General features: G+C 47.2%; 17 protein-coding genes. 11 read left to right on the forward strand and 6 right to left on the reverse strand.

Features of this window, described 5'->3' with window-relative positions; genetic code table 11:
- Positions 1–285 precede the first annotated feature (285 nt).
- Entirely contained in the window at positions 286–624 is a 339-nt protein-coding gene (locus tag KN811_RS02555) for a zinc-ribbon domain-containing protein (protein ID WP_187966831.1), read from the forward strand.
- Positions 625–756: 132 nt separating this feature from the next.
- Here the strand turns inward: KN811_RS02555 and KN811_RS02560 are convergent, their stop codons facing one another.
- On the reverse strand, positions 757–1,314 hold the full coding sequence (locus KN811_RS02560; protein ID WP_187966830.1) for a hypothetical protein: 558 nt from the start codon (positions 1,312–1,314) through the stop codon (positions 757–759).
- Between the two features lie 126 nt (positions 1,315–1,440).
- Positions 1,441–2,049: a superoxide dismutase gene (locus tag KN811_RS02565; protein WP_216334655.1), complete on the reverse strand. Its 609-nt coding sequence runs from the start codon at positions 2,047–2,049 to the stop codon at positions 1,441–1,443.
- Positions 2,050–2,136: 87 nt separating this feature from the next.
- Here KN811_RS02565 and KN811_RS02570 point away from each other — a divergent pair, with 87 nt between their 5' ends.
- The 7 genes from KN811_RS02570 to KN811_RS02600 all read left to right on the forward strand — a co-directional run bounded on the left by KN811_RS02570 (position 2,137) and on the right by KN811_RS02600 (position 9,430).
- Positions 2,137–2,763 carry a helix-turn-helix transcriptional regulator gene (locus KN811_RS02570; RefSeq protein ID WP_187965414.1) on the forward strand — a complete coding sequence of 209 codons (627 nt, stop codon included), beginning with the start codon at positions 2,137–2,139 and terminating at the stop codon, positions 2,761–2,763.
- A gap of 191 nt (positions 2,764–2,954) precedes the next feature.
- Entirely contained in the window at positions 2,955–3,524 is a 570-nt protein-coding gene (locus tag KN811_RS02575) for a Crp/Fnr family transcriptional regulator (protein WP_187965413.1), read from the forward strand.
- Between the two features lie 437 nt (positions 3,525–3,961).
- Entirely contained in the window at positions 3,962–5,143 is a 1,182-nt protein-coding gene (locus KN811_RS02580) for an MFS transporter (protein ID WP_187965412.1), read from the forward strand.
- 136 nt (positions 5,144–5,279) lie between these two features.
- Positions 5,280–6,137, forward strand: coding sequence for a helix-turn-helix domain-containing protein (locus tag KN811_RS02585; protein WP_247716402.1), 858 nt, complete (start codon positions 5,280–5,282; stop codon positions 6,135–6,137).
- Between the two features lie 16 nt (positions 6,138–6,153).
- A complete protein-coding gene (locus KN811_RS02590) occupies positions 6,154–7,122 on the forward strand; it encodes a dimethylarginine dimethylaminohydrolase family protein (protein ID WP_187965410.1) in 969 nt (322 codons plus the stop codon).
- Between the two features lie 166 nt (positions 7,123–7,288).
- Positions 7,289–7,978, forward strand: coding sequence for an ankyrin repeat domain-containing protein (locus KN811_RS02595; RefSeq protein WP_187965409.1), 690 nt, complete (start codon positions 7,289–7,291; stop codon positions 7,976–7,978).
- Positions 7,979–7,999: 21 nt separating this feature from the next.
- Positions 8,000–9,430 (forward strand): amidohydrolase family protein, encoded by a 1,431-nt coding sequence (locus KN811_RS02600; RefSeq protein WP_187965408.1) that lies wholly within the window; start codon positions 8,000–8,002, stop codon positions 9,428–9,430.
- 230 nt (positions 9,431–9,660) lie between these two features.
- On the opposite strand, the gene KN811_RS02605 is transcribed toward KN811_RS02600, so the two are convergent.
- The 4 genes from KN811_RS02605 to KN811_RS02620 all read right to left on the reverse strand — a co-directional run bounded on the left by KN811_RS02605 (position 9,661) and on the right by KN811_RS02620 (position 16,672).
- Complete coding sequence (locus KN811_RS02605; protein ID WP_187965407.1) at positions 9,661–11,202, reverse strand: RagB/SusD family nutrient uptake outer membrane protein; 1,542 nt, start codon at positions 11,200–11,202, stop codon at positions 9,661–9,663.
- A gap of 11 nt (positions 11,203–11,213) precedes the next feature.
- Positions 11,214–14,615, reverse strand: coding sequence for a SusC/RagA family TonB-linked outer membrane protein (locus KN811_RS02610; protein WP_187965406.1), 3,402 nt, complete (start codon positions 14,613–14,615; stop codon positions 11,214–11,216).
- Between the two features lie 91 nt (positions 14,616–14,706).
- Positions 14,707–15,834: a FecR family protein gene (locus KN811_RS02615; protein WP_187965405.1), complete on the reverse strand. Its 1,128-nt coding sequence runs from the start codon at positions 15,832–15,834 to the stop codon at positions 14,707–14,709.
- Between the two features lie 268 nt (positions 15,835–16,102).
- Positions 16,103–16,672 carry an RNA polymerase sigma-70 factor gene (locus KN811_RS02620; RefSeq protein WP_187965404.1) on the reverse strand — a complete coding sequence of 190 codons (570 nt, stop codon included), beginning with the start codon at positions 16,670–16,672 and terminating at the stop codon, positions 16,103–16,105.
- A gap of 530 nt (positions 16,673–17,202) precedes the next feature.
- Between KN811_RS02620 and KN811_RS02625 the strand changes: the two genes are divergently transcribed.
- The 3 genes from KN811_RS02625 (at position 17,203) to KN811_RS02635 (ending at position 25,563) form a co-directional block, all read left to right on the forward strand.
- Complete coding sequence (locus KN811_RS02625; protein ID WP_187965403.1) at positions 17,203–19,242, forward strand: MGH1-like glycoside hydrolase domain-containing protein; 2,040 nt, start codon at positions 17,203–17,205, stop codon at positions 19,240–19,242.
- Between the two features lie 26 nt (positions 19,243–19,268).
- Positions 19,269–22,298 carry an aminotransferase class III-fold pyridoxal phosphate-dependent enzyme gene (locus KN811_RS02630; RefSeq protein WP_187965402.1) on the forward strand — a complete coding sequence of 1,010 codons (3,030 nt, stop codon included), beginning with the start codon at positions 19,269–19,271 and terminating at the stop codon, positions 22,296–22,298.
- 112 nt (positions 22,299–22,410) lie between these two features.
- Positions 22,411–25,563, forward strand: coding sequence for a glycoside hydrolase family 2 TIM barrel-domain containing protein (locus tag KN811_RS02635; protein ID WP_187965401.1), 3,153 nt, complete (start codon positions 22,411–22,413; stop codon positions 25,561–25,563).
- The last annotated feature ends 84 nt before the right edge of the window (positions 25,564–25,647 follow it).

The raw sequence follows: 25,647 nt of genomic DNA on the forward strand, positions 1-25,647 counted from the left end.
TGGCATTTTAACAGAAACAATAATATTATTTTTTATTTTAACATTTCTTTTTTATTTAGTATCTTTCGGGGGTATAAACGACATGACCACTTATTGGTGTGGGTCAGAAAAGTATAAAAAGTCTTATTACATTGAATCATTTCTATTACGCAAATGCAGATAGCATTTTTTGTTGGACTATCCCGAAACTACCCCTTTTTTTCAAAATCAACCTTACAATGTTTTATGATCGCTATAAACCAGGAACTGGTGATATAACGAGGTTTTGAATTAAAATTTTCATACATGAAGTTTTTTGGAACGGGGTCTTCGACATTAAAGAAGAAAAAGACAAGAGAAGTAAAATGCCCGAATTGCGGCATGGATAACGAGACAGGAGTACAAAGTATTACAAAGAGATTTTACGTGTTCTGGATCCCGGTTTTTCCGCTTAAAAAAGAATTTTACCTTACTTGCCACCATTGTAAAGGGGTATACAATAAATATAATATGCACAAAGAAAAGTACAGGGAAATAAACCTGGCCGTACGATACGGGAGAACTCCGGTCAGGAAATACAGGCCGGTATTTATCCTGGCCCTGGTGTTGATACTTACTTTTCTGGCCGTACAGTTCGGACGGTGATATTATCTCTTTGGTCCTTTTGATATCCTGTAAAACATTATTTCTTCAGTATTTATTGCTATAAATTTTAACTACACCTTGTACCGGAGTGATCGATTTCCTTCTTTGGTGTAATGGAGGCTCCCCATCGGGTCAGGAGAGCATATATTCCGGGTTGTTGTATAGCGATATCTCGTCCAGCGTAAGCAACAGGTCGGTATTAAGGTCCGTAACCTCCTTTTGTTCCTGGTTGTAAACCCAGCCAAATATATTAACAATGTTCCTTTCCCGGAAGGCTTTTCGCAGATCTTCGAGCCGGCACAACTGCAAGGTTTTGCTCATGACCTTCAATTCTAAAGGAAGGCTGGTACGGCCTGGAGAAATCTCGTTTAAGGCGTAAAGTTCGGCATAGGCCTGCCATAAGCTATGGCCCCAGCCCGATAATCTTAACCATGAAGGTGGCAGCAATGATGTTTCCGGGAAGGGAGTATGCGCCTGGACAACGATGACGTACCGGATGGAGAGCGGTTTTAAAAAACGGTGCAGCTCCAGGTAGGGATATGCCTGGCCCCCGCATATAAGACTGCTGGAGCTAAGGTCGATAAAGAGGACTTCACGGGATATGGAGTTCACCAGTGCTTTGAACCCGTCGGTGTTTCCGCTTCGGAGGGATTGGTTGAGGTGAGTGAATATGCTTTGATAGTGTTCCATAAGGAAAGGAAATTTAAGGTATAAGGTTTGCCGTGGAATACCATGAAGCAATAGCTGTTACATATTAACCGGTGGAAAGCCGGAGCCCGGCGGGGGAAATGCCGGGCCCCGGCACAATGGAGGGCATTAGAGAAGCTCCAGGTATCTTTTTTCCACTTCTTTCCAGTTGACAATGTTCCAGAACGCTTCGATATATTCCGGGCGTTTGTTTTGATATTTCAGGTAATAGGCATGCTCCCAAACGTCAAGGCCCAGGAGGGGGGTGCCTCTTTCTTCGGCAATATCCATCAAAGGGTTGTCCTGGTTTGGCGTGGAAGTGACTTTTAGTTCCCCGTCCCTGTCGAATATAAGCCATGCCCAGCCCGAACCAAAGCGGGAAGCGGCTGCATTGCGAAAAGCATCCTTAAAGGCATCGAAAGAGCCAAACTGTTTGTCAATGGCCCCGGCCAGCTCGCCGGAAGGCCTTTTACCGCCCCCGGGAGAAAGGACCTCCCAGAAAAGGGAGTGGTTGTAATGCCCGCCGGCATTGTTTCTGATAGCCGGGGGAAGGGACGATGCGTTCTCCAATAGGCCTTCTATGCTGTTCGGGTTAATTCCCGCATCTTTCAGGGCGGCATTTAACTTGTTAACATAACCGGCATGATGTTTGGAGTGATGGATTTGCATGGTCTCTCCGTCGATATATGGGAACAGCGCATCATATCCGTATGGCAGTTCCGGTAATTGGTATGACATAATTTTGTTATTTTGAAGAATTGAACGTTATTTCCAGTACAAATATAATATATTTGTTTATTAAACCAAATAAATACTTTGTTTATTATGAAAAAAGATGTCTCCGAAAATGAAAAGGCCATTTGGATACTAAAGAACCAGGGGCCAAAGAGCCTTAAGGAAATTGCGGTGGAATTGGGGATCACTACAGAAGGGGCGCGTTTTCAGTTGATGAAACTCTCGGGAGAAGGCCTTGTAAAGTCCGAAAGCATATCCAGGGGAAGGGGCCGGCCGCAACAAATATGGTCGTTGACGGAGAAAGGGCATTCCAGGTTTCCGGATATGCACGGGCACCTTACCGTAAAACTGATACAAACCATCCGGGAGAGCCTTGGGGAAAATGCCCTGGACAAGGTGATTGCCTCGGCCGGAGAGGATAATATAAAGAAATACAGCGGGCAAATGCAGGAGGCTAAGGACCTGGAAGAAAAAATAAGGATACTGGCCCGTATACGGGAAGAGGAGGGATACATGGCCCATTACGAAAAAACGGACGAAGGTTATCTGCTCCTGGAAAATCACTGTCCTATTTGTGAAGCTGCCAAGGCCTGCCAAAACTTCTGCAGCACCGAACTGAGAACCTTCCAGACCGTCCTGGGCGACGAAGCCGTCGTGAAGCGTGTAGACCATATTCTTGCCGGGGCCCGCAGATGTGCCTACCTCATTAAAACCTAAGGTAACAAACGCTATAAAATTATTGAGCTTTTATATGAGAATCCCTGTGTTACCTTGTGCCTGCTTTGTGAGCCCCTTCGACTTTACTCAGGGCATCGCTTTGTGGTAAAATAAGGCGCGGCACATGGAAAAAGTACAAAGCAATGTCCTGAAACTATTTTATATCTTTATTTTTCTAACATTCCCCGTCCATGTACAGCATTTTAAAAGCATACCTTTCGGAAAGGTCGGAATTGCCCGAATCGGATCTGTCCTGTATACTCGATCGCTTTCAATGGAAAAAGGTACGAAAGAACGAGATCATTATTGATTTCGGGGAAGTATGCCGGTATTTTTACTTTATCAATAAAGGGGCGGTACGTATATTTACCATCAACAGCGAAGGCGTTGAACTTTCCCGTTTTTTTGCTTTTGAAAGGACATTCTGCACCACACTGCCGAGTTTTATAGACCAGCAGCCCGCACACGAATACCTCCAGGCCATTGAAAGATCGGAATTGCTCGTCATTTCCAGAAAGGACTTTTACGGCCTGGTATCGGAATACAACGAATTTGACCGGATTTACAGGGAGATCCTGGAATTTAGTTTTATCAGCAACCAGAAGCGGATATATAGTTTCCAGGGATACAGTGCCCTGGAAAAAGTACAGCTCCTGCTCAAAATGCAACCCGATTTTCTACTTCGCGTCTCCAACAAGCTGGCAGCATCCTATCTCGGCATGTCTCCTTCCACCCTCAGCAGGTTGAAATCAAAGATATGACAGCTTGAATGAGATTGAAATTGAAATGTTTAAGAATTATCCGGTATTCGGTAATTGATGTGTGTCATTTATTGTAATTTATGGAGATTTGTAGAAATTTATCGAAATTTGTATTATCAATCTCCATCAATCTCCATCAATCTCCATCAATCTCCATCAATCTCCATCAATCTCCATCAATCTCCATCAATCTCCATCAATCTCCATCAATCTCCATCAATCTCCATCAATCTTATAACCCTGTCCCGTCTGCTACAAAAAAGTCCTTAAGAAAATCGAAGTACGGAATTACGGCGGTTTCTGAAAATATTGCTCCAGGTCAATGTTTTTGACCGGATTTAGGCCTTTCTTTGCCTGCTAAAATCAAATAGCTGTAACGGAGTTCAGGAAAACACACTTTTTTGAACAGTAATAGCTATAATAAACAATAAGCAGGAATGTCGTCAAAGATCAATAATGCCACGCTGTATTTAATGAGTTTTTCAGCAGGCCTGGTCGTAGCTAATTTATATTACAACCAGCCTTTGCTCGATCAGATAGCCCGTAGTTTTCACGTCAGTGAAGCCGAAGTAAGCCATGTAGCCCTGTCCACACAATTGGGATATGCCCTGGGGTTGCTGTTCATCATACCTTTGGGCGATAAGGTCTCGAACAAGAAAATACTGGATATCGATTTCCTGGTGATGATCATAGCCCTTTTTATAACGGCATTTTCTCCTTCTCTGAGCACATTGATCATCAGTAGTTTCCTGGTGGGTTTCACTTCTTCCATTCCGCAGTTATTCGTACCTATGGCTGCTCATCTGGCCCATGCAGAAAATCGCGGGCGTGCCATCGGTATCGTTATGAGCGGCCTGCTTATCGGTATTCTGGGAAGCAGGACCCTCAGCGGCCTGATAGGGGAGCAGTTCGGGTGGCGCCGGGTGTATGTCATTGCTGCCATTGCAATGATGGTGCTCTATTGGATACTGAGATGGAAACTGCCCAGGATAGACCCGGCGTATAAGGGGACTTACAAAGCCTTGATGCGGTCTATTGCAGGATATGTAAAAGAGGATGCCACTATCCGCCTGGCAGCATTACGTGGGGCCCTGGCATTTGCCGGATTGAGTGCGTTCTGGACCACATTGGTCTTTTTGATGAAAGATTCTTTCGGATACGGCAGCGGAGTTACCGGTGCATTCGGACTTGTCGGTATTGTCGGGGCAGTAGCCGCCTCTTTGGTAGGTAAATGGAATGACAGGATAGGCAGAAGGCCGATCTTAATAACTTCCGGGATACTGTTGCTACTGTCCTGGGGGATCTTGTGGGAATCCGAACACTCCATCCTGGGGCTTATACTGGGAGTTATATTAATTGACCTCGGTATGCAGGCACTTCACATTACAAACCAGAATATTATATTTTCAAAATATCCCGAGGCCAGGAACCGTATCAATACCATCTATATGGTCAGTTTCTTTATCGGCGGGGCCATCGGCACGAGTATCGGGGCCGTATCTTATGAACTGGCCGGATGGCACGGTGTTTCCATGCTGGGCATTGGCCTGACGCTCGTGCTGCTTGTGATTATTTTTTCAAAACGCACCGTTGAATGGTCCGGAGAACAAATAAAATAAGCGATGGGCATAAACAGCAATTGAAATTGTTTTAATTACGAAATAATATGATCAATACACCATACCTGCCGATCTCTTTAAGAAAGTATTTTTATCTTATACCCAGATAACTAAATAACGATCCCCCGGAAAAGTGATGAACGAAAAGGATATTTTTCCCATTATAGGTATTAATGATCTGTATGAAGATCACCTGGACCATATGTCGCTTTTACGTCATAATGTAAACGGAAAGGAAGTTATTGACACCCCTCATAAACACGATTTTTTCCTGATCTTTCTCGTCCTGAAGGGAGGCGGGGTGCACACCATAGATTTCACCGATTACGAGGTCAGGGATAATACCCTGTTTTTTCTGGCGCCCGGGCAGGTACACAAATGGAAGCTCAATAAAAATACGGAGGGGTTCCAGTTTGTATTTTCCGGATCATTTGCGGAAAAACTTCAGCGGCTTCACATACATCAGCATATTTTTGCCGAAAACCCGATGCTTGAACTTTCGGAGGCAGAAACCAATGAACTGGCCGGAGAACTTATCCGTATTGAAGAAGAGCTGATAACCAGGGATGCCCTATCGGACATGATCCTTGCAGACCGGCTCAGGATCGTGCTGTTATTAGTAGAGCGTTTACAAAAAAAATATGCCGAAGAAAGATGTGTTCATCCGCAAGGCAGGATCGTCCTGGAATTTAAGAGCCTGATCGAAAAGTATTTTAAGGAGCATTGTTCCGTTCAGTTTTATGCCGATCATCTTCACATAACCGCGAATTACCTGAATACCATTTGTAAAAAACAATTAAAACAAACTGCCGGCGAACAAATAAGAAATCGCATTATCCTGGAAGCACGGCGTTTATTGGCAGTGACCCCGCTTTCTGTCAAGGAGATCGCCTATGGCCTGGGATTTTCGGATGTCGCTTATTTTTCGCGCTTCTTTAAAAAAAGCGAAGGAATGACCCCCGGCATGTTTCGGGTACATGCCAGGAAAATGTAATAATATTTATATAAAAATGATTTTTGTCGAAAGTGAGTTTGCACCCTTGCGCAAAGTGGTCCTGGCCGAGTCTGAATTTGGGATACCGCGGGAACCCCGTATAGAGGACCTGAGATTTTTAACCCCGGAAGCACGGGACGAGGTATTAAAGAATCGGGGAGCAGACTATGCCGCTGCCTTCCCCGAAATTCAACGGGCCTGGGAAGGAGAAAGAAAGGATTTTGAACAATTGCTGGCCGGGCATGGAGTGGAAATTTTACGCCCGAGGAAATTGAAGCAGGCCGAAAAGTTAATTGCCGGCGATGATGGTTATGCCAATTTCTTTACCCGCGATCCCTTTTTCACTGTGGGGAATTTTGTTGTGGAAGGGGCACTTCGCTTACGGCACCGTCGCCGGGAGGTCCTTCCGTTACGGGATATCATGTTGCAATATGTCTATCCCTCAGATTGTACTTATGTGGCCGCTCCTGCCCCGGAAGTTGCAGAGAAAGATGATCCTGCCCATGGAAAAGGGCCGTTTATAGAAGGCGGGGATGTACTTGTATTGGACAAGCATGTTTTTGTGGGGATATCCGGCCTGGCCTCCAATGAACTCGGAGCCCGATGGCTGGAAAAACTCATTAAGCCCCTGGGTTATACGCTGGAGATCGTAAGGCTCAAGCCAGACATCCTTCACCTGGATTGTGCTATGGGGCTTGTCCGGGAAGGTTTAATGATAGTATGTGAAGAAGCCTTTGCAGATGGAATTCCGGAAAAACTAAACCGCTGGACCAAGATCCCGGTTACCTATGACGAAACCACACAGCTGGCCACCAATGGCCTGCCCCTGAGCCCGGAAGTCTATGTCACCGACCCTGCATTTCGCCATATCGGTGACAGGATAGCAAACCACGGTGTACATGTTGAATATGTGGACTTCCGGATCACCCGGAGCTTTGGCGGGGCCTTTCGTTGCAGTACACAGCCTTTGCTGAGGAAGAGCTAATACTCTTTTGAAGCGCAATTTCTTCACGGCAGCACGACCACCTGTAAAATTGTGAGATCACGGAATAATATCCTGAAATTCATAAAAAGTGCAATAAAACCCATGATATGTGCAACTGTTAGCGGGTGTTATGTCATTATTTTTGTTAAAAAATAAGAAAAAACTAATGAGACCGCGAAGTAGACAAAAAAAAGTGTTCAATATCCTGATATGCCTGTTCGCCAGCGTTTCGGGTGCTTGTGCCCAGCCGGATGACCCTGCGGAAAAAGAATTGTGGCGGGCTGCAAAAAAGAATGATGTAGCGGCCATTCAAAAACTTCTTAAAAAAGGAGTGGACCTGGAGGCTAAAGACGCTAAAAAAAGAACGGCTTTAATGTTGGCAACCTACGAAAACAATGTAGAAGCTGCCGGGGTGCTCATCAAAGCAGGTGCCGATGTAAATGCCCGGGACCATATTTTAACCAGTCCGTTCCTTTATGCAGGGGCCAATGGGTACCTGGAAATACTGAAGCTGTGCCTGAACAGCGGAAAGGTCGATTATAAGGTCGTAAACAGGTATGGTGGTACAGCCCTGATACCGGCCTGTGAACGCGGGCATGTAAGCACGGTCAAAGAATTACTGAAACTGGATGATTTCCCCATCGATCATGTCAATAAGCTCGGGTGGACAGCCCTGATGGAAGCCATTGTTTTAAGTAATGGCGGCCCCAGGCATGTAGAGATCGTACAATTACTGGTAGATGCGGGGTGCAATGTTAATATTCCCGATAACGACGGCGTTACCCCTTTGATGCATGCCGAACAAAAAGGATTTAAGGAGATCGCAGCTATTTTAAAGAAAGCCGGGGCAAAGTAATAGATAACAAATATATTGAAGATGAAAAAAATCAGCTTATGGATTGTTGCAGGCTTATTGTGTATAGCATGCGAAAAAGAGGTCCGGCCGCAATTCGATATTGTCATTAAAGACGCCAGTATCATTAATACCCGAACCGGAGAGGTCACCGAAGGGCAAAGCATCGGAATTACAGGCGATACCATTAAAAAGATCGCCTCCTCGGAAACTGCCGGGAAGTGGAAGGCCGCCCAAACGGTAAATGCCGGCGGAAAATATGTGATCCCCGGGCTTTGGGACATGCATATGCATTTCGGTGGAGGGGATACCCTGGTCGCCGAAAACAAGAACCTGTTGCCACTATACATCGCAAACGGGGTAACGACGATAAGGGATTGTGCTGCCGATATAAGCCCGGCGGTGTTAAAATGGAAAAAACAGGTAGAAGAGGGGACCCTGGCAGGGCCTTCTATATTTACAGCAGGGCCGAAGCTGGAAGGAAAAAATTCCATCTGGCCCGGTGATCTGGAGATCGAAAATGAAGAAGAGCTGGAGAAGGCCCTGGATTCCCTCGATAAACTGCAGGTCGATTTTGTAAAAATAACCGACAATGCCCTTAGCCCCGAGCTGTTTATGAAAAGCGTAAAGGAGGCTACGAAAAGAGGATACAGAACTTCCGGGCACATCCCTTTTGCACTGACCATTAAAGAGGTTTCGGATGCCGGATTGAGCTCCGTGGAACACATGGGGTATATGCTTAAGGCCGCATCGGCAAAGGAAGAGGAGATCGTATCAAAGGTGAAGGAGGGCACGCTCGATTACGGGGCCGCACAGTCCTTACTGTCGGAATCATTCGACGTTGAAGCGGCGGTAGAGAAATACAAAAAACTGGATGCCAACGGAACGGTGGTGCTGCCAACCCTCATCGGCAGTAAAATTATCTCATACCTGGACCAGGACGACCATCTTTCCGACCCGGAACTCAGCTATATTGGCCCCGGCCTTATAAAAACCTACGAATGGAGAATAGACCGGGCCAGCAAGGCATCAAAAGAAGATATCGAGGCCAGGCACAAAAGATTTGAAAAACTGCTCTCCCTGATCCCGATCATACAAAAATCCGGAATGAACATCGTTGCAGGTACGGATGCCGGGTTCCTCAACTCCTATATCTACCCCGGTTTTGCACTGCATGAAGAACTCGAAATATACGTAGACGGCGGACTCACCCCGCTTGAAGCCCTGCAAACATCCGTAGTCAACGGGCCTGAGTTCTTTGACCTGTCAGATTATTACGGAAGCATAGCGGAAGGAAAGGTCGCAGATATACTGTTGCTGAACACTAATCCCGTAGAAGACATTAAAGCGACCAGGGATATCCATACCCTGATCAAAAAGAACAAGGTATACAGCAAAACTGATCTGGACCAATTACTTGAAGAAACTGCGGAGAAGTATAAAAAAGAAAAGTAGTATAGTTATAACAGGACAATACGATTGATGCGTTAAATTTTGGTTGTTTGAGTACCTCTATATTTTAACAAACCTCAAAAAGCTCCCCTCTTCAGATGAAGGCCTGTGCTGAGCCTGCCGAAGTAGGAGAAGCCGTGTTAGCCTTGATCAGGGCCAAATGTGAAAATAAAAAAACACCTGAGATTATCAGGTGTTTTTTTATTGTTGAAAATGCGGACTTATAAACTTTATCAGTCTATTTCCGGATTGGCCTGTATTTCCGTCTGGGGTACAGGTAGGTAAGCGTGTTGTTCGCTTCTGAAATTGGTTCTTCCGGCCTTGCTCATGGCGCTGTCGAGCATGCCCCACCGGCGAAGGTCAAAAAAGCGGGTGGATTCTAATGTGAACTCCATCGTACGTTCGTGAATGATGTGTTCTTTAACCTCTTCTTTGGAGCTGGCCGTAACGGGAGGCATGTTTCCGTGAATGTCCCTTACCTGGTTAATGAGGTTTACAGCCTCTGCCGTATTCCCTGTTTCGTTCAGTGTTTCGGCATACATCAACAAGACGTCGGCATATCTCATAAGCACTACATTGAGTCCTATATAGCCGTTGTCTTCGTCATAATCGGGCAGCCATTTCCTGAAATAGGCATGGTTTTCATGGAGGTCCTTGTACTGGGTCAGCATAAGTGTATCCCAGGTGCTTCCCCGCATTTCGCTGGTGTTGGGGTCATTGTAGAACGGGTCCCTGAAATAGAGGGTGTTGTAGAGCCTGTTGTCATACCGTCCGTCGTTTGCTACGGGGCCTTCCTTTTTCATTTCTTCCACCAGCCCCATGGTGGCCTCGATACCTCCCCAGCCGCCAAAGGACCAGTCGGCAATAAAGGCGTGCAGTATAGTGGCGTTCCAGGAATTGGCATCCCCGGCTTTAAACTGGAGTTCGAAGACAGATTCGCTGCTGTTTTCATTATGTCCGTTAAAAAGGCTTTGATAATCGGGTTCCAGCGTATAGGTGCCTGCATCGACAATTTGTTTAAAAGCAGCCGCAGCATTTTCAAACTCATTTCCGGAAGCAGAGGTCGGGTCCCCCGCTTTGTGCAGATAGGCTTTTCCCAGGTAGGCCAGGGCAGCCCCCCTGGTGGCCCTTCCGTAGTTTTCGGGCGATATTTCTGCGGGCAATGCTTCTGCCGCATGCTGAAAATCGGTGAGGATGGATTCCCATACTTCCGGCCGTTCGGCCAGGGGGCGGTCCAGGGTCTCATAGGTGATCATTTCTTCCCTCAATACGATCTGTTTATAGAGCGTAAGCAATTTAAAGTGATAATAGCCTCTCAAAAAGGTAGCTTCTCCTATGATCCTTTTTTTATCGGCATCAGAAATTTTATCGGGAGCTATTTCCTCTATTTTGGTGAGCACCTGGTTCGCATAATTAAGGCCTTTGTAATTGGTGGACCACAGTATATTGATAAAAGTATGGGCATTGTCGTATGTAAAATTGAACATGGACATCCAGTGGGCATAATTGGAAGCATCCGGCCCGGGAAGGGCATAGTCGGACCTGAAATATTCCACTACCGGGCGGCCTTCCTGCCAGCCGTCCCAGAACTCGCTCCTGGACTCGAGCTCCGAATAGGCGGCTACCAGCCCGGATTCGGCGTCATTGACATCCCGCCAATACGATTCGGAGGTCAGCTTGTCCGGTGACTTTTCTTCGAGAAAATCTTCATCATTACACGAGGTGGCGAATATGATCACCAATAAAATGGAAAGGGATTTATATAGTGTTTTCATTGTAACGGTCTTTAAAATTGTAGTTGAACTCCTAAAATAAACGATTTGCTTTTCGGATAGAGCGATCGGTCAATACCCCTGGAAAGGATCTCCCCGGCAACTTCCGGGTCGAGGCCGTCATAGCCGGTAAAGGTGAACAGGTTTTGCCCGGTCACGTAAATACGCAGTTTGCTCATGGCCATTTTGTCCAGAACATCCGATGGAATGGAATATCCCAGCTGAATGGTCTTGATCCTCAGGTAGTCGCCATTGTGAAGGAATCGGGTAGAAGCCCTGGTGTTTTTGTTGGGATCTTCCAGCACAGCCCTGGGAATATCTGTATTGGTATTGGAAGGGGTCCACGCGTTCAGGGTCTCTACCCTGAAATTGCGTCCGCCGTCCATACCCAGGGTCTCAAAGCCGTTACCGTCGTATATTTTGTTTCCGCCCACACCCCGGAAGAAGATGTTAAAGTCGAAATTCCGGTATTCGGCAGCGAGGTTTAAGCTGTATTCATATTTCGGAATGGCAGTGCCCTGGTAGACCGCATCTTTGTCGTCTATTACCCCGTCATTGTTCTGATCTATAAAGCGCATATCTCCGGGTTGGGCAAGAGGCTGGATCGGTACGCCATCCAGATTATGGGCGTCGATCTCCGCCTGGTTCTGGAATATGCCATCGGCCGCAGGCAGGAAAAAGGCACCCGGTTCATAACCCACCCTGGTCTGGTTGACAAAGTGGTCGGATCCGTACTTCAGGCCAGCACCATAGATGACCTGGTCATTGCTGCTCAGCTTGGTCACTTCGCTTTTTATCGTGGTAAATGTACCGAAGGCACTGTATTTGAAGTCGTGGTCCCTGTTGTTGTAACCTATTTCAAACTCAAGCCCGCTGTTTTTGAATTCGCCCACATTGTTCACAGGGTCATTGACTCCGCCCGAGGGTTCTATGACACTGGTGATCAAAAGGTCGGAGGTACGGCTCTGGTAATAGTTGACAGCTCCCTGTATCTTGTTGCCCAGGCTGGCGAAATCCAGTCCGAAGTTAGAGGAAGTATTGGTCTCCCATTGCAGATCGTCATTTTGCAGGTCGCGGGCAATACTTCCCTGGTAGGAAGTCTGCGGATCACCGAAAACATACCCGCCGTCGTCCTGGCTTTTTCCCTGTTCGATCAAAGCGACATAATCGTAATACCCCAGTGCAGAATCGTTACCGGCCTGTCCCCAGCTATACCGGAGCTTCAGAAAGTTAAAGATATCCTGGTTCTTCATAAAGGCCTCTTCCGTAATTTTCCACCCCAGCGCAAAGGAAGGAAAATACCCGTATCGATTATTTTTTCCGAATTTGGAGCTACCGTCCCTCCGTATACTCGCCTGCACAAGATAGCGGCTCTTATAGGCATAGTTCATACGCCCGAATTGGGAGACCAGTGCGTATTTGGCATTGGTGCCCGAAGCACTGTAAGTACCGTCCTTAAAAGTATTGAGGGTCTTAAAATCAGGGTCCAGGATGGTTGCAGGGATCTTGGTTTCCCCGTCATCGTCAAATTTATAGCCTGCGGCCTCCGCAAGGGTCTCTTTGAAAGGTTCGGATATCCTTTGGTAGCCGGCGAGGAGCTGGAAGTTGTTCTCGCCCAGGTCGAACTCATAATGCAGGGTATATTGCTGGTTGATCCTCCGTTCTTCGGAGTGGTATTCGGAAATGGCGGGGTATATATCGGCTTCTTCCTGTACGGCCCCTACCTTAAAGGGCCGGTTAAAATTAAAGGTATAACCGTTAAGGTTGGACAGCGACAGGTTGGCTTTTGCTGTCAGCCCGTCGATGATCTCATAGGAAACATCTACACTGCCCAGGAAATATTTGGATTTGGAATACCCTTCGAGAAAGTGGTCTACACCTACGGGATTCCTGTGATTGGGAATATCGCCGTCCCTGTATCCAAAACCGGATTCCTTGCTGTCGTCGTAGATAGGGATCAGGGGCGATATCTGGTAGGTTTCGCGAAGGGAGAACTTATATTCTTCATTACGGGTTTCGCTGTAATTGAGATTTGTATTGATCTTTAACCTGTCTTTTGTAATGCCGAGACTGGCGTTGATCCCTTTTTTGCTGAATTCCGAGCCGATGAGGAGCCCTTTTTCGTTGGCGTAGTTTCCGCCCACGCTGTAATTAATGGTTTCGGTGGCCCCGCTTACCCTGGCATTGAGTTGTTGCATGAGCCCCTGCCTGTGAGTGGCGTCTATCCAGTCGGTATCGACATTCGGCGGGGTTTGTACGTACGATGGCAGTGAAGCACCCCTGTTTTCATACATTTGGCGATGTACATTGACATAGCCTTCGGCATCGAGCAATCTCATTTTTTTCCGGGGGTTCTTGATGCTCAGGGATGAGTTGATCTCCACTACGGGTTTCCCTGACTTTCCTTTTTTGGTGGTAATGATAATAACCCCGTTGGCCGCCTTTGTACCGTAAATGGCCCCGGAAGCAGCATCTTTTAATACTTCCATGGAAGCGATATTGTTGGGGTCTATGAAGTAAGGGTCGGCCTGGACACCATCAACGATGTACAACGGCTGGTTGTTACCGAAACTGCCGATACCCCGGATCATGACGTCTGCTACGGAGCCCGGACCACCGGAAGTGGTTACGGTAACCCCCGATACTCTTCCCTGAAGTGCATCGGTAGGATTGGTAGTGACCACCTGGGTGAGGTCCTCGCTTTTTACCGTACTTATGGCCCCCGTGACATCGCTTCTTTTCTGTGTGCCATAACCGACAACAACGATCTCTTCGAGGTTCTGGGCATCTTCTTTCAACTGAACATCGATGGTGGTGTTGGAGCCTACCTGTACTTCCTGCGGAGTGAACCCGAGATAGCGATACACCAGTACCGTCTCAGGACCGGGGACCTCCAACGTATAATTTCCGTCAAAATCCGTCTGTGTCCCCACAGATTCGTCTCCTTTGATAAAAACGGTGGCACCGGGCAGGGGAACTCCTTCCGTATCGGAGACCGTTCCGCTGACCAGGAGTTCCTGCGGTTTTTCTTCTTTGGGAGCGGGAACCGGTATTTTTTCCAGGAGTATGGCCCCGTTCGGGGTAAAGGAATAATTAAAATTCCCGTGGGACAAACTTTTTTTAAGAAGCTCTTCGGCCCTGATAACACCTTTTTTCAAAGGGATCTTCGGAGCGTTCCTGAACCAGTCGGACCGGTAGATGAAATTGTAGTCCGTTTGTTGTTTGATAAGTTCAAAAACTTCCTCAACGGTGAGTTTGACGTCCGATTTGATTTCGATCTTTGCATTTTGGGAAAAGCCCTCCCGGGGGCCGAATGCGAAAGCCGTAAAGCAACACAGAAAGATAAAAATTTTCATAAGGATCTTCGGAATGTTTTCTGCAATAGGTATGCAGAACCCATTAAATTTAGTTTTCATAAATTTGGATGTTAGTTAAATGTTATGTTTAATTAATCTGGCCGGGGATGGAGGTTTAAATTGTCCAGGTCTAAACTCCATCCCCTTTTTGTTACTTCATGATAATTGTTTTTCCAATAGTTTCAAATTTTGCTTCGTCAGTGTTTTCTATGATCAATAGGATGTTCTCTAAATCCTGTTTTTTGTTGAATACTCCGTTGAATTTGATATTCCCCGCTTCGGGGTTTTCGATCCTGATGTCCACATCATACCATCGCGACAGGACTTTTACGATCTCCTTCAAAGGTTTGTTTTTGAAACTGAACAGCCCTTCTTTCCACGATATTTCGTCCCGGACATTTACAGGGGATATGTTTACGCTATGGTCTTTTTTGTTGTAAACCGATTGATCCCCGGGGGTGAGTTCCCTGCGTATATGATCAACGCCGAGGACAATACTGCCTTCAACGAGTGTGGTGGCAATCTCCTTTTCTTCCCGGTATGCCCGGATATTGAACTCTGTTCCCAGGACCTCTACCTCCTGGCCTGATGTATTTACCTTAAAGGAAGTGCCGTTGTGTTGTGTGCTCGGTGATACTTCGAAATAAGCCTCACCGTAGATAAGCTCTACCGTACGGGGCTTGCTTCCCGAAAAAGACACGGGATATTTTAATTGCGATTCGGAGTTTAACCATACCCTGGTACCGTCGGCCAGGGTGAGCTCAAATTCCCCTCCCCGGGGAATGGTCAGGGTGTTGTGCCGGGGTTGGTCCGTAGTGTCCGGGTTATGATTATACACGAGCGACTGGCCGTTACTGTGTGCCGAGCTGTTCTTATAGTCTTTTCCTTCTTCCAGGTCAATAGCAGAGCCGTCTTCGAGGGTTAGCACCGCTTTGTGGCTTCCGGCCTCTATGGAGGCACTCTCTGTCACTTCAGGGGTGTCCGGGGTGGTTTCGTCATTGTTGTAAAAAACAAGGAGAGAAACAGCTATAACGGCGGCAGCGGCTGCAAATTTCCAGTAAGGCAAACGTTGATTCTTAACCTCCGGTAAATTTTTGCTCCATTTTTCATAGGCCGGTTCCCAGTCTATTTTTTCCTCCTGCCTCCCGTAGTTTTCGGCAACATATTCAAAATAGGTCCGGTGTTCTTCGGATTCCTCGTACCAGGTATTAAAAATGACCGCTTCCTCCGGGGTCAGGTTATTGTTTATTTTTTTCAGGATGATTTCAATATCTATCATTGCACAGCTGTATGGTCTTTTATGACTAAGACAATATATCCGGAAAAAAGGGTGACAAAAAAATGAGAAAATGAAAAAAATTAATGGGGAAAACCGATCAATCTTTTATAAGAGAGCCACGGATACAAGATCGGGTTACACCTTAAATTTTTATACACCGCTCTGTGCATCTTTGTGCCTTCTTTGTGTATCTCAGGGGTAAAATAAGGCCTATACTATGGAAAAGGACGAAAAAATCGCAAAGTCATGAACTTTTTAGAATGCCTGTTTATTTGAGGAAGTAATGCAGAAATACCATGATCGCGATAACAAAACTTTCCATAATTTTCAACCGCGCCCGTTTTAGTTGTGTTTTTACCGTATTGACGGAGATGCCGAGCTCTTCGGCGATCTCGGAATATTTGTAATTACCGATAAAGCGCAATTTTACGATCTCCTGCATTTTCTGGGGGAGCGCTTCCAGTTTTTGCCTGATCCTGCCATAGATAAATTGCCTGTCGTCTTCAGACGGTGTTTCGGTCTCTGCTTCGGCGGCAAGACTGCTGTTGAGTTCCAGCAGGTTCAGGGAATCCTCGATCTTAAGGGATTTTAAATGGTTAATGGCCCGGTTCCTGACCATAGAAAACAGGTAGGACCTCAGGGATGTCCTGATCTCTATACGGTCTGCCTTTTCCCAGATATGGAGAAACACCTCCTGTACCAGGTCCTCACTCGTATCCCGGTCAAACAAGTAACCGCGGGCATAGTTTACGAGGTCTTCATAAAGTTCCCGGAACAAGCTGCTAAAAACCTTTCGGTTTTGTTTGCGTATTTCCCTTAAAATTAATTTTTGATTCAATGTGCTATGCTAAAAATGCTTATTTGTCGCATTCCGGTAAAGTTGGAGCATTGAACTCGCTTCAGTTAAAAAAGAGTTCATTAATTGCAAATGTATTTTTTTTTGAGGAATCTTTAAATTAAAGTTAATAAATTGAGAAACTGTCTAAGTTTTATCCTTAGGCAAGCTCAGGGCATCGCCTTTGGTTCTTTTATGCTGCCCACACGCCAGCTGGCCCCTTCACTAAAAACAGCTGTCGGCTGTTTTCTTAACGTTCGGTCCTGCCATGCTTCAGCTATTTTTCGGTCCATAGCTATACTTCGACAAGCTCAGCAACCATGACTATGCCTCTCAAAATACCTTCGCCTGACGAAAAAATACACTATAAAATATTCCAAAAACAAAATTTAGACAGTTTCTGATTTTTTTGTAATTTAGCGGGGTCCGGAAAATGCAAAGCGCATTTTTGTAGTTACTTCACGATACTTATTTCCTTTCAGGTTTTTCTTCCGTTGAGTTAATATTCACATGGGAAAAATTGTAATGGAAAAATGAACAAGCATATATTTTACGGAACAGCCTGCATGCTGTCCCTGTTTCTGGCCTGTAACCGGCCGCAACAGGATAAACCGGATAAAGACCGCAGGTTGCACACCAATCTGGAACTCACCAAAAACAGTATAAATTATACAGGCGAACCCCGATCGAAAAAGGACAGGGATATGCTCATGTATTCCGACCAGGGAGCCTGGTTCGCTTACGGGTTTACCGATACTCCTGCCACTTACGGAGGTTTTACCGGCCCTTTTTTAATGACACAGGACAACGGCGAATGGCTGGCGAAATCCCTGGCCCGGGTACAGCTCACAAATCCGGAGAATAATACGCCCCTGGTCCGTTGGGAAAAAGACCTCGATCACCGTAACGCTTATCACAGCCACCTGGAACAGGTTTTTGAGAACGACACGGTCCGCGTATCCCAGGAACTGGTGTTCATGTCCGGCCATACCGCATTGCAGCGGACGAAAATTGTCAATGTCTCAAAGCATAAAATAAATGTGAGGGCCTCCTTTGCCGGAAGCCTGTTTGATACGGGAATAAAGATCTCCGGGGCAGACGGGTTTATAAAACTGACTTCAGAAAAATCCCCTGCTATCGGGTATGTGAGGCTGTTGCAGGACCGTGCTACGGTCGATCGTCCGGATACCCTGCGTTATGAGATGTCTGCTCCGGATATGACCCTGGCTCCCGGGGAGACTAAAGCTGTGGTGCTTGCCCAGACATTTATTTTTCCTGAATATTCCTGGAAGGATGAACGACAAAAAATAAAAGAGGCAGATTTTGAAAAGATCCTGGAGAAGCGAAAAAGCGAAAAAGAAACCCAATTATCTGCATTGATGTCCCGGATCAGGCCCGGATTCCGGGAAGACCCATACAGGCAGGTACTGGCCAAAGCAGTGCTTACCCTGCAAAACAACTGGCGTATCCCTGCCGGAGAATTAAAACACGAGGGGCTCTTTCCGAGTTATCACTACGAATGGTTCCACGGGTTCTGGTCCTGGGATTCCTGGAAACATGCCGTAGGGCTGGCTGCCTACGATCCCCGCCTGGCCAAAGACCAGATCAGGGCCATGTTCGACTTTCAACGCGAAGACGGTTTTATCGTAGACTGTATATACCGCGATACTACCATCGAAGCCCATAACGAAAGAGATACCAAGCCTCCCCTGGCAGGCTGGGCCGTGGCCAAAGTGATCGCAGCAACCCCGGACACCGCCTTTGCAAAAGAAATGTACCCCAAATTAAAAAAGTATCACTATTGGTGGTACAAAAAACGCGACCACGACCAGGATGGCCTCTGCGAATACGGCTCGACAGACGGTACGCTGATCGCGGCCAAATGGGAGAGCGGTATGGACAATGCCATTCGTTTTGACCATTCTGAAATATTGAAAAATGAAGACGGGGCCTATTCATTAGACCAGGAAAGCGTAGACCTGAACGCTTATCTGTATGCGGAAAAACAGTATCTCGCAGAGTTAGCGGCTATGCTGAACAAGGAGGCAGACCGGGAAATGTTTAAAAAGGAGGCGCAGGAGCTGAAGCAGCGTATCCGCGAACAGTTCTATTCCGAAGAGGACGGATGGTTTTACGATACCTCCCTCGACGGAAAGACGTTTGTAAAAGGTGCGGGAAGTGAAGGATGGATACCCCTTTGGGCAGGAGTGGCCTCTGAAGTACAGGCGGAAGCTGTGATGCTGAAAATGATGGACCCCGCTAAATTCTATACCAAAGTACCTTTTCAAACCATGTCCAAAGACCATCCCGAATTTGCACCGATGGACGGTTATTGGCGCGGGCCGAATTGGCTGGACCAGTCCTATTTCGGGATCAGGGGACTGAGAAACCACGGCTATGACAAGGAAGCAGACAAGGCTACTACGCAGCTTATCAAAGGGGCCGAAGGACTTTTGGAAAGAGGGGTGCCCATAAGGGAAAATTATCACCCCCTGACCGGAAAAGGATTGTATGCCAAAAACTTTAGCTGGAGCGCCGCGCATATTATCATGATGCTGACAGAAGAAAAATAACCCTCCGGGGAAAGAATTTATAAAAGATGAACTATAAAACATTACAGATCGATCCCGGGAAGGCCGGAAGCATAGCCTCAACGCTTTATGGGGTTCATGGAACAGCTACGGCCCTGCCGGGGGAAACCGAATTTAACTTCAGGTTGGATACGAATGATGGCAAGGTGTATATTTTAAAAATTTCCCGTCCGGGCCGGGATATGGATTACCTGGATTTTCAACAGCAGATATTGCGGCATGTTTCGGGAAGTGACGAGGAGATCGCGGTTCCCGAAGTACTTGACGACATTGACGGAAACTCCATTGCAGAAATTGTGGATGACCATGGTGAAGCCCGGAAGGTAAGATTGCTGACCTGGGTGCCCGGCAGGGTGTGGAGCACTGTAAACCCGCAGTCGGACCAGCTTCGTTTCAGCCTGGGAGAGACATGCGGGAAAATAACTGCAAAACTCCGGGATTTTGACCATCCCGCAGCACACCGGACCCTGGAATGGGACGTGGCACAGGCCGGCTGGACCGAAACATACCTCGACCGTTTTAATGGTGAGGAAAAAGAGGTCGTCTCTTTCTTTCAGCAGCAATTCAGAGCCTCGCGGCAAGGCTATGGCCGATTGCGGAGATCGGTTGTTCATAACGATGCCAATGATAACAACATCATCGTTTCGGACGATCTGCGAAATCCCGGAGTTGTAGGATGTATAGATTATGGCGATGCGGTATATACCCGGACCATCAACGACCTGGCTATTACCTGTGCATATGCCGTAATGCATCACAATAACCCGCTGTCAGCGGCATTGCCCGTAGTAAAAGGTTATCATAAAAGTTTTCCCCTGCAGGCCGAAGAACTGAAATACCTGTATATGGCCATAGGCATGCGGTTGGTGATATCGGTGACGAAATCGGCAATTAATAAAATAAAGGAACCGGACAACCCATATCTGAGGATCAGTGAAAAACCGGCCTGGGAGTTGCTTAAAAAATGGTATCGAACGGATGCGGAATTCGCGCATTTCAGCTTCAGGGAAGCCTGCGGATTTACAGCGCATCCCCGCGAGATCGATTTTAAGGAATGGGCTGAAGAGCAAACTTTTTCATTACAGCATTTGTTCCCTTCCGTCCCCGCGAGCTCTGTTTGCCCTGTTGATCTGAGCGTATCGAGCAGGTGGCTGGGGCACGAACAGGACTTTAACGACCCTGCCTTTTTCAGGTTCAGGCTCGACAAGCTGCAGCAGGAACACCCGGAGAGCCTTATTGCCGGCGGATACCTGGAGCCCCGACCGTTCTATACGAGCTCCATGTATGAAAGGACCGGGAACCACGGTCGTGAAAGCCGGACAATCCATTTGGGCATAGATATCTGGCTGCCTTCCCGGACCCCTGTTCACTGTTTTATGGAAGGCGAAGTGTTTACCTCCGTGATGGACACGGGAGAAAAAGGATACGGAGGCCTCATTATTCTGAAACACGGGGCAGGGGACCTTGAATTTTATACGCTCTACGGACACCTGTCTGAAGAAAGTGTCCGGAATAAAAGGAAAGGAGACCGGTTAAGCCCCGGTGATCGTATCGGCCTGCTGGGCGATTTTGGAGAAAACGGGGACTGGGTGCCTCATCTGCATTTCCAGGTACTGCTTTCCACGCTCGGGTATAAAGACGATTTTCCCGGGGTAACTTACCACAGTGAAGTATCCGTATGGAAAAGCCTGTGTCCCGATCCCAATCTGTTGTTTAAATCAGAACCGTTAAACTATAAGGCGGAGATCCCCGATGGGGAAATTATAGCATACAGAAAGAAACACCTGGGGAAAAGCCTGAGCCTTCAGTATAAAACCCCTGTGAAGATGGTAAGGGGTGCCGGGCAGTACCTGATGGACCAGTACGGGAAAAAATATCTCGATACCGTGAATAATGTGGCACATGTGGGCCATGAACATCCGGAGGTCGTAAAGGCAGGCCGGGAACAAATGGCACTTATTAATACCAACTCACGCTATCTGCACGAGGGGATCAATGCCCTGGCCGGGGAACTGCTGAAAACCCTGCCGCCTGAACTGAGCGTATTACACTTTGTAAATTCCGGGAGTGAGGCTAACGAACTCGCCATAAGGATGATAAAATCCGTTACGGGGAGCAGGGACATTATAGTCTCTGAGTCGGGCTATCACGGTAATAGCAATATGTGTATCGATATCAGCTCTTATAAGTTTGACGGAAAAGGAGGGAAGGGCGCTCCCGAACATACGCATGTGTTCCCGCTGCCGGACAGTTTCCGGGGAAAATACCGGGGAGAAGGCGCCGGGACCGCCTACGCCGGGGAAGTTAAAAAACTGATCCGCGAGATCAGTGATAAAGGGAGAAAAACAGGCGGTTTTATCGTGGAACCCATTATCAGTTGCGGCGGACAGATCGTTCTGCCCGAAGGCTTCCTGAAACAGGCCTATGCCGATGTCAGGGAAGCCGGTGGCCTGTGTATTTCCGACGAAGTGCAGGTAGGCTGCGGACGTGTGGGAAAGGCATTTTGGGGATTTCAACTGTATGACGTAGTGCCGGATATTGTAACCATAGGAAAACCACTGGGCAACGGGCATCCCCTGGCTGCCGTGGCCTGTACACAGGAGGTCGCGGAAAAATTTGCCAACGGTATGGAATATTTCAACACCTTTGGCGGAAACCCCGTGTCCTGTGCCATAGGAACTGCCGTCTTACGCGTGGTCAGGGAAGAGCACTTACAGCAAAATGCCTTGATAGTGGGGGATTTTTTAAAAACGGAATTGCAGCAACTGGCCGGAGACCACCCGATCATCGGGGATGTAAGGGGAGAAGGCCTCTTTTTGGGTATTGAATTTGTAGACCGTAAAATGCAGCCCCTGGCCGCACAGGCAGACTATGTGATCAACCGGATGAAAGATCATGGCATCCTGATGAGTACCGACGGCCCGGACAATAATGTACTGAAGATCAAACCCCCTGTGGTTTTTGCGAAAACCGATGCGGAAGAGCTGATCTTTTACCTGAAAAAGATCCTGGCCGAAGATTTTATGCGCACTTATTGAATCTCTGGTAAAACTGGAAAAATAAAGCCTGTATGAGGACAGGTGACCGGTGACGGAGGATCGGGATATTCATCCGTCACCGGTCACCGGTCTTCCGTCAAAACTTAAAAACATGAAAAAACTATACGTATTGTTCGCTGCTGCTGCATTATGGCAGGGATGCGGCAAACAACAACTCGAAAAAGTACCGGAACAAACCTATCATTACGATCACCGTATTTTCGAAGAGCACAAATTACCGCCTAGGGCCACTTTTTTCGGGCTGGAATCCTCCGGGGTTGACCGAAAAGAAGATTCCCGGAGATTTTTAAGCCTCAACGGAACGTGGAAATTTCACTATGTAAAGGACCCGAAACAACGCCCGGACCATTTTCAGCATGTCAGTTATGACGATTCTGACTGGGACAGTATCACGGTTCCCGCTAACTGGGAAACCGAAGGATATGGACATCCCATTTACCTGGATGAACGCTATCCGTTTACTACCCAATGGCCCGACGCACCTACGGATTACAACCCGGTAGGGACTTACAGAAAAACGATAGAACTGGACGGGGATATGCTCAGCGAAGATGTGATCCTGCATTTCGAAGCCGCTAAATCTGCCATGTATGTATACATAAACGGAAAGTTCGTAGGCTATTCACAGGGCAGCAAAACCCCGGCCGAATTTAATATCACCCCATACGTGCACAAGGGAAAAAATCTCATAGCACTGCAAATGTTCCGCTGGAGTGATGCCAGTTACCTGGAAAGCCAGGATATGCTCCGCATGAGCGGAATAGAACGCGGCGTATACATCTATACGCGACCGGAAGTCTTTATCACAGATTATCACGCTTATACCAATCTCGAGGATAATTATGCCAATGGTATTTTCAGAAGTAAGGTCATCCTGAACAATACCACTGAAAAAGATGCCGTGAGGAGAGTTACGGTAACATTACGGGACGGAGATGATACGGAAGTTTTCAGGGGGTCCGGACTACTGACAATACCTCCTGGAACGGATATGGAATTTAAGGCTGAAAAGGTCATTCTGCAGGTAAAACAGTGGTCTGCAGAAGTCCCCAACCTGTACGACCTTGTGATTGCCGTGGAAGACGAAAAGGATAAAACCCATAACCAGTATATAAAAACATATACGGGATTTAAACGGGTGGAGGTAAAGAACAGCCAGTTACTGGTCAACGGCCGGCCTGTTTATATTCGCGGCGTGGACCGGCATGAAACAGACCCGCTTACAGGACATGTGGTGTCCCGGGAGACCATGGAAAAGGACATTCGCTTAATGAAACAAAACAATATCAATGCCGTAAGGAGTTCACATTACCCGAACGATCCCTACTGGCTGGAACTTTGTGATAAATACGGCTTGTACGTAGTGGATGAAGCCAATATAGAAAGTCATCCCCTGGCCATACACGAAGAGACCCAGATCGGCAATGAAATGAGCTGGCTGCCCGCACATATGATGCGTACACAGCGCATGTATTACAGGGACCGCAACCATGTGAGCATTTATTCCTGGTCTTTGGGGAACGAAGCCGGGGAAGGGGAGATCTTCAGGACCACTTACAAATGGTTGAAGGAACACGACGATAACCGGATCGTACAGTACGAACCAGCAGGGAAAGGGGATTACACAGACATTTACTGCCCTATGTATCCCAAACCGGAATACCTCATAAAACACGGAAGATCCGGCTCCGGAAAACCGGGTATCATGATCGAATATGCCCATGCCATGGGAAACTCGGTAGGGAATTTACAGGACTATTGGGATATTGTAGAAAAGTACCCGAACCTTCAGGGCGGTTTTATATGGGACTGGGTAGACCAGAGCCTGGAGTATAAAGACAAGAACGGAAAGCCGTATTTTGCTTATGGCCACGACTTTCATCCCGATCTGCCTACGGACGGTAATTTCCTGAACAACGGCCTGGTTGACCCCTATCGTAACCCGCACCCGCACCTTACCGAAGTAAAGAAAGTATACGAACCCGTACAGTTCCGTTATCTCGGAAACGGAAGGGTAGAGGTGGAGAACAAAAACTTTTTTGCGTCGTTGTCCGATAAGACGATCTCCTGGAAAGTCCTGGCGGACGGGATTCCCGTAACAACGGGAGAATATGCCGGAACAGGGATACTCCCGCAGCAAAAAGAAAAAATAAGCCTGGACGGATTCCCGGAAAACCCGGACAGGGATAAAGAGTATATACTCGAAGTAAGCCTGTTGCAAAAGACGGGGACAGCCCTTATACCTGAAGGTTATGAGATTGCCTGGGATCAGTTTATACTTCAGAAAGGGAGGTATATTTCCACGGACTACAAGAAAATGGAAGGCCTGGAAATTATCGAAGAAAAAGACGGTTTCGAGATAAAAAATCCGCAGGTAGCCCTGAAGATAGATAAAGAAACGGGAGAGATTGTAGATTGGCATTACGGAGGTTCACTGATAACTGCAACCCCGGTTAAACCGAATTTCTGGCGCGCCCCGACGGATAACGACCTCGGGAACGATATGCAGACATGGGCAAAAATATGGCAGGATGCTACTTACAATTATAAAGCCAGCCTGGTGACCCCTCCGAAGCGTGTAAATGACGGGGTCCGCTTTAAAGTGGCCTATGCATTGCCCGGCGATGAAGCTGAGGTAACAGTGGTTTACCTGTTGCGGAAAGACGGGGCACTCAAAGTGGATTACACGTTCAGTCCCTTAAAAAAAGACCTTCCGAATATCCCCAGGATCGGGATGTATATGACATTGTCCCGGGTGTATTCACAGGTTAGATGGTATGGCAACGGCCCAGAAGAAAGTTATTGGGACCGGAAAACCGGCGTTAAGACCGGCGTTTATACTTCCACGGTAACCGAAGGTTTTCACAGGTATATGCGTCCCCAGGAAACCGGGAACAAAACCGGTGTACGATGGATGGAAGTCGCCTCTCCCAACCTGGTTTTAAGGGTAGAGGGATTCCCCGATCTTTTAAACGCAAGTACCTGGCCTTTTTCGATGAAAGAGATTGATTTTATCGCAGGAAAAGACGGGGCCGCTTCCGCTTCCGGGCTTGTACCGGTAACTTCAAAACACGGAGCGGACATAAAGATCGGAAATACCGTACAGTGGAACATCGACCTCCTCCAGATGGGTGTCGGTGGCGATAATTCATGGGGGGCAAAGGTACATGACGAATATACTGTAAAAGCCACACATCATACATATTCTTTCCTGATAACTCCTTTACCGGAAAGCAGGGAATAGTTATGTTCATCGCCCGGGCAGTATACCACAGGATGGTTGTTCTGTGTATAACATATACTTTCGTATTTAAGAAATAACATAATA

This window comes from Sinomicrobium weinanense, from assembly GCF_018863395.1.
In the GTDB taxonomy this organism is placed as follows: Bacteria; Bacteroidota; Bacteroidia; order Flavobacteriales; family Flavobacteriaceae; genus Sinomicrobium; species Sinomicrobium weinanense.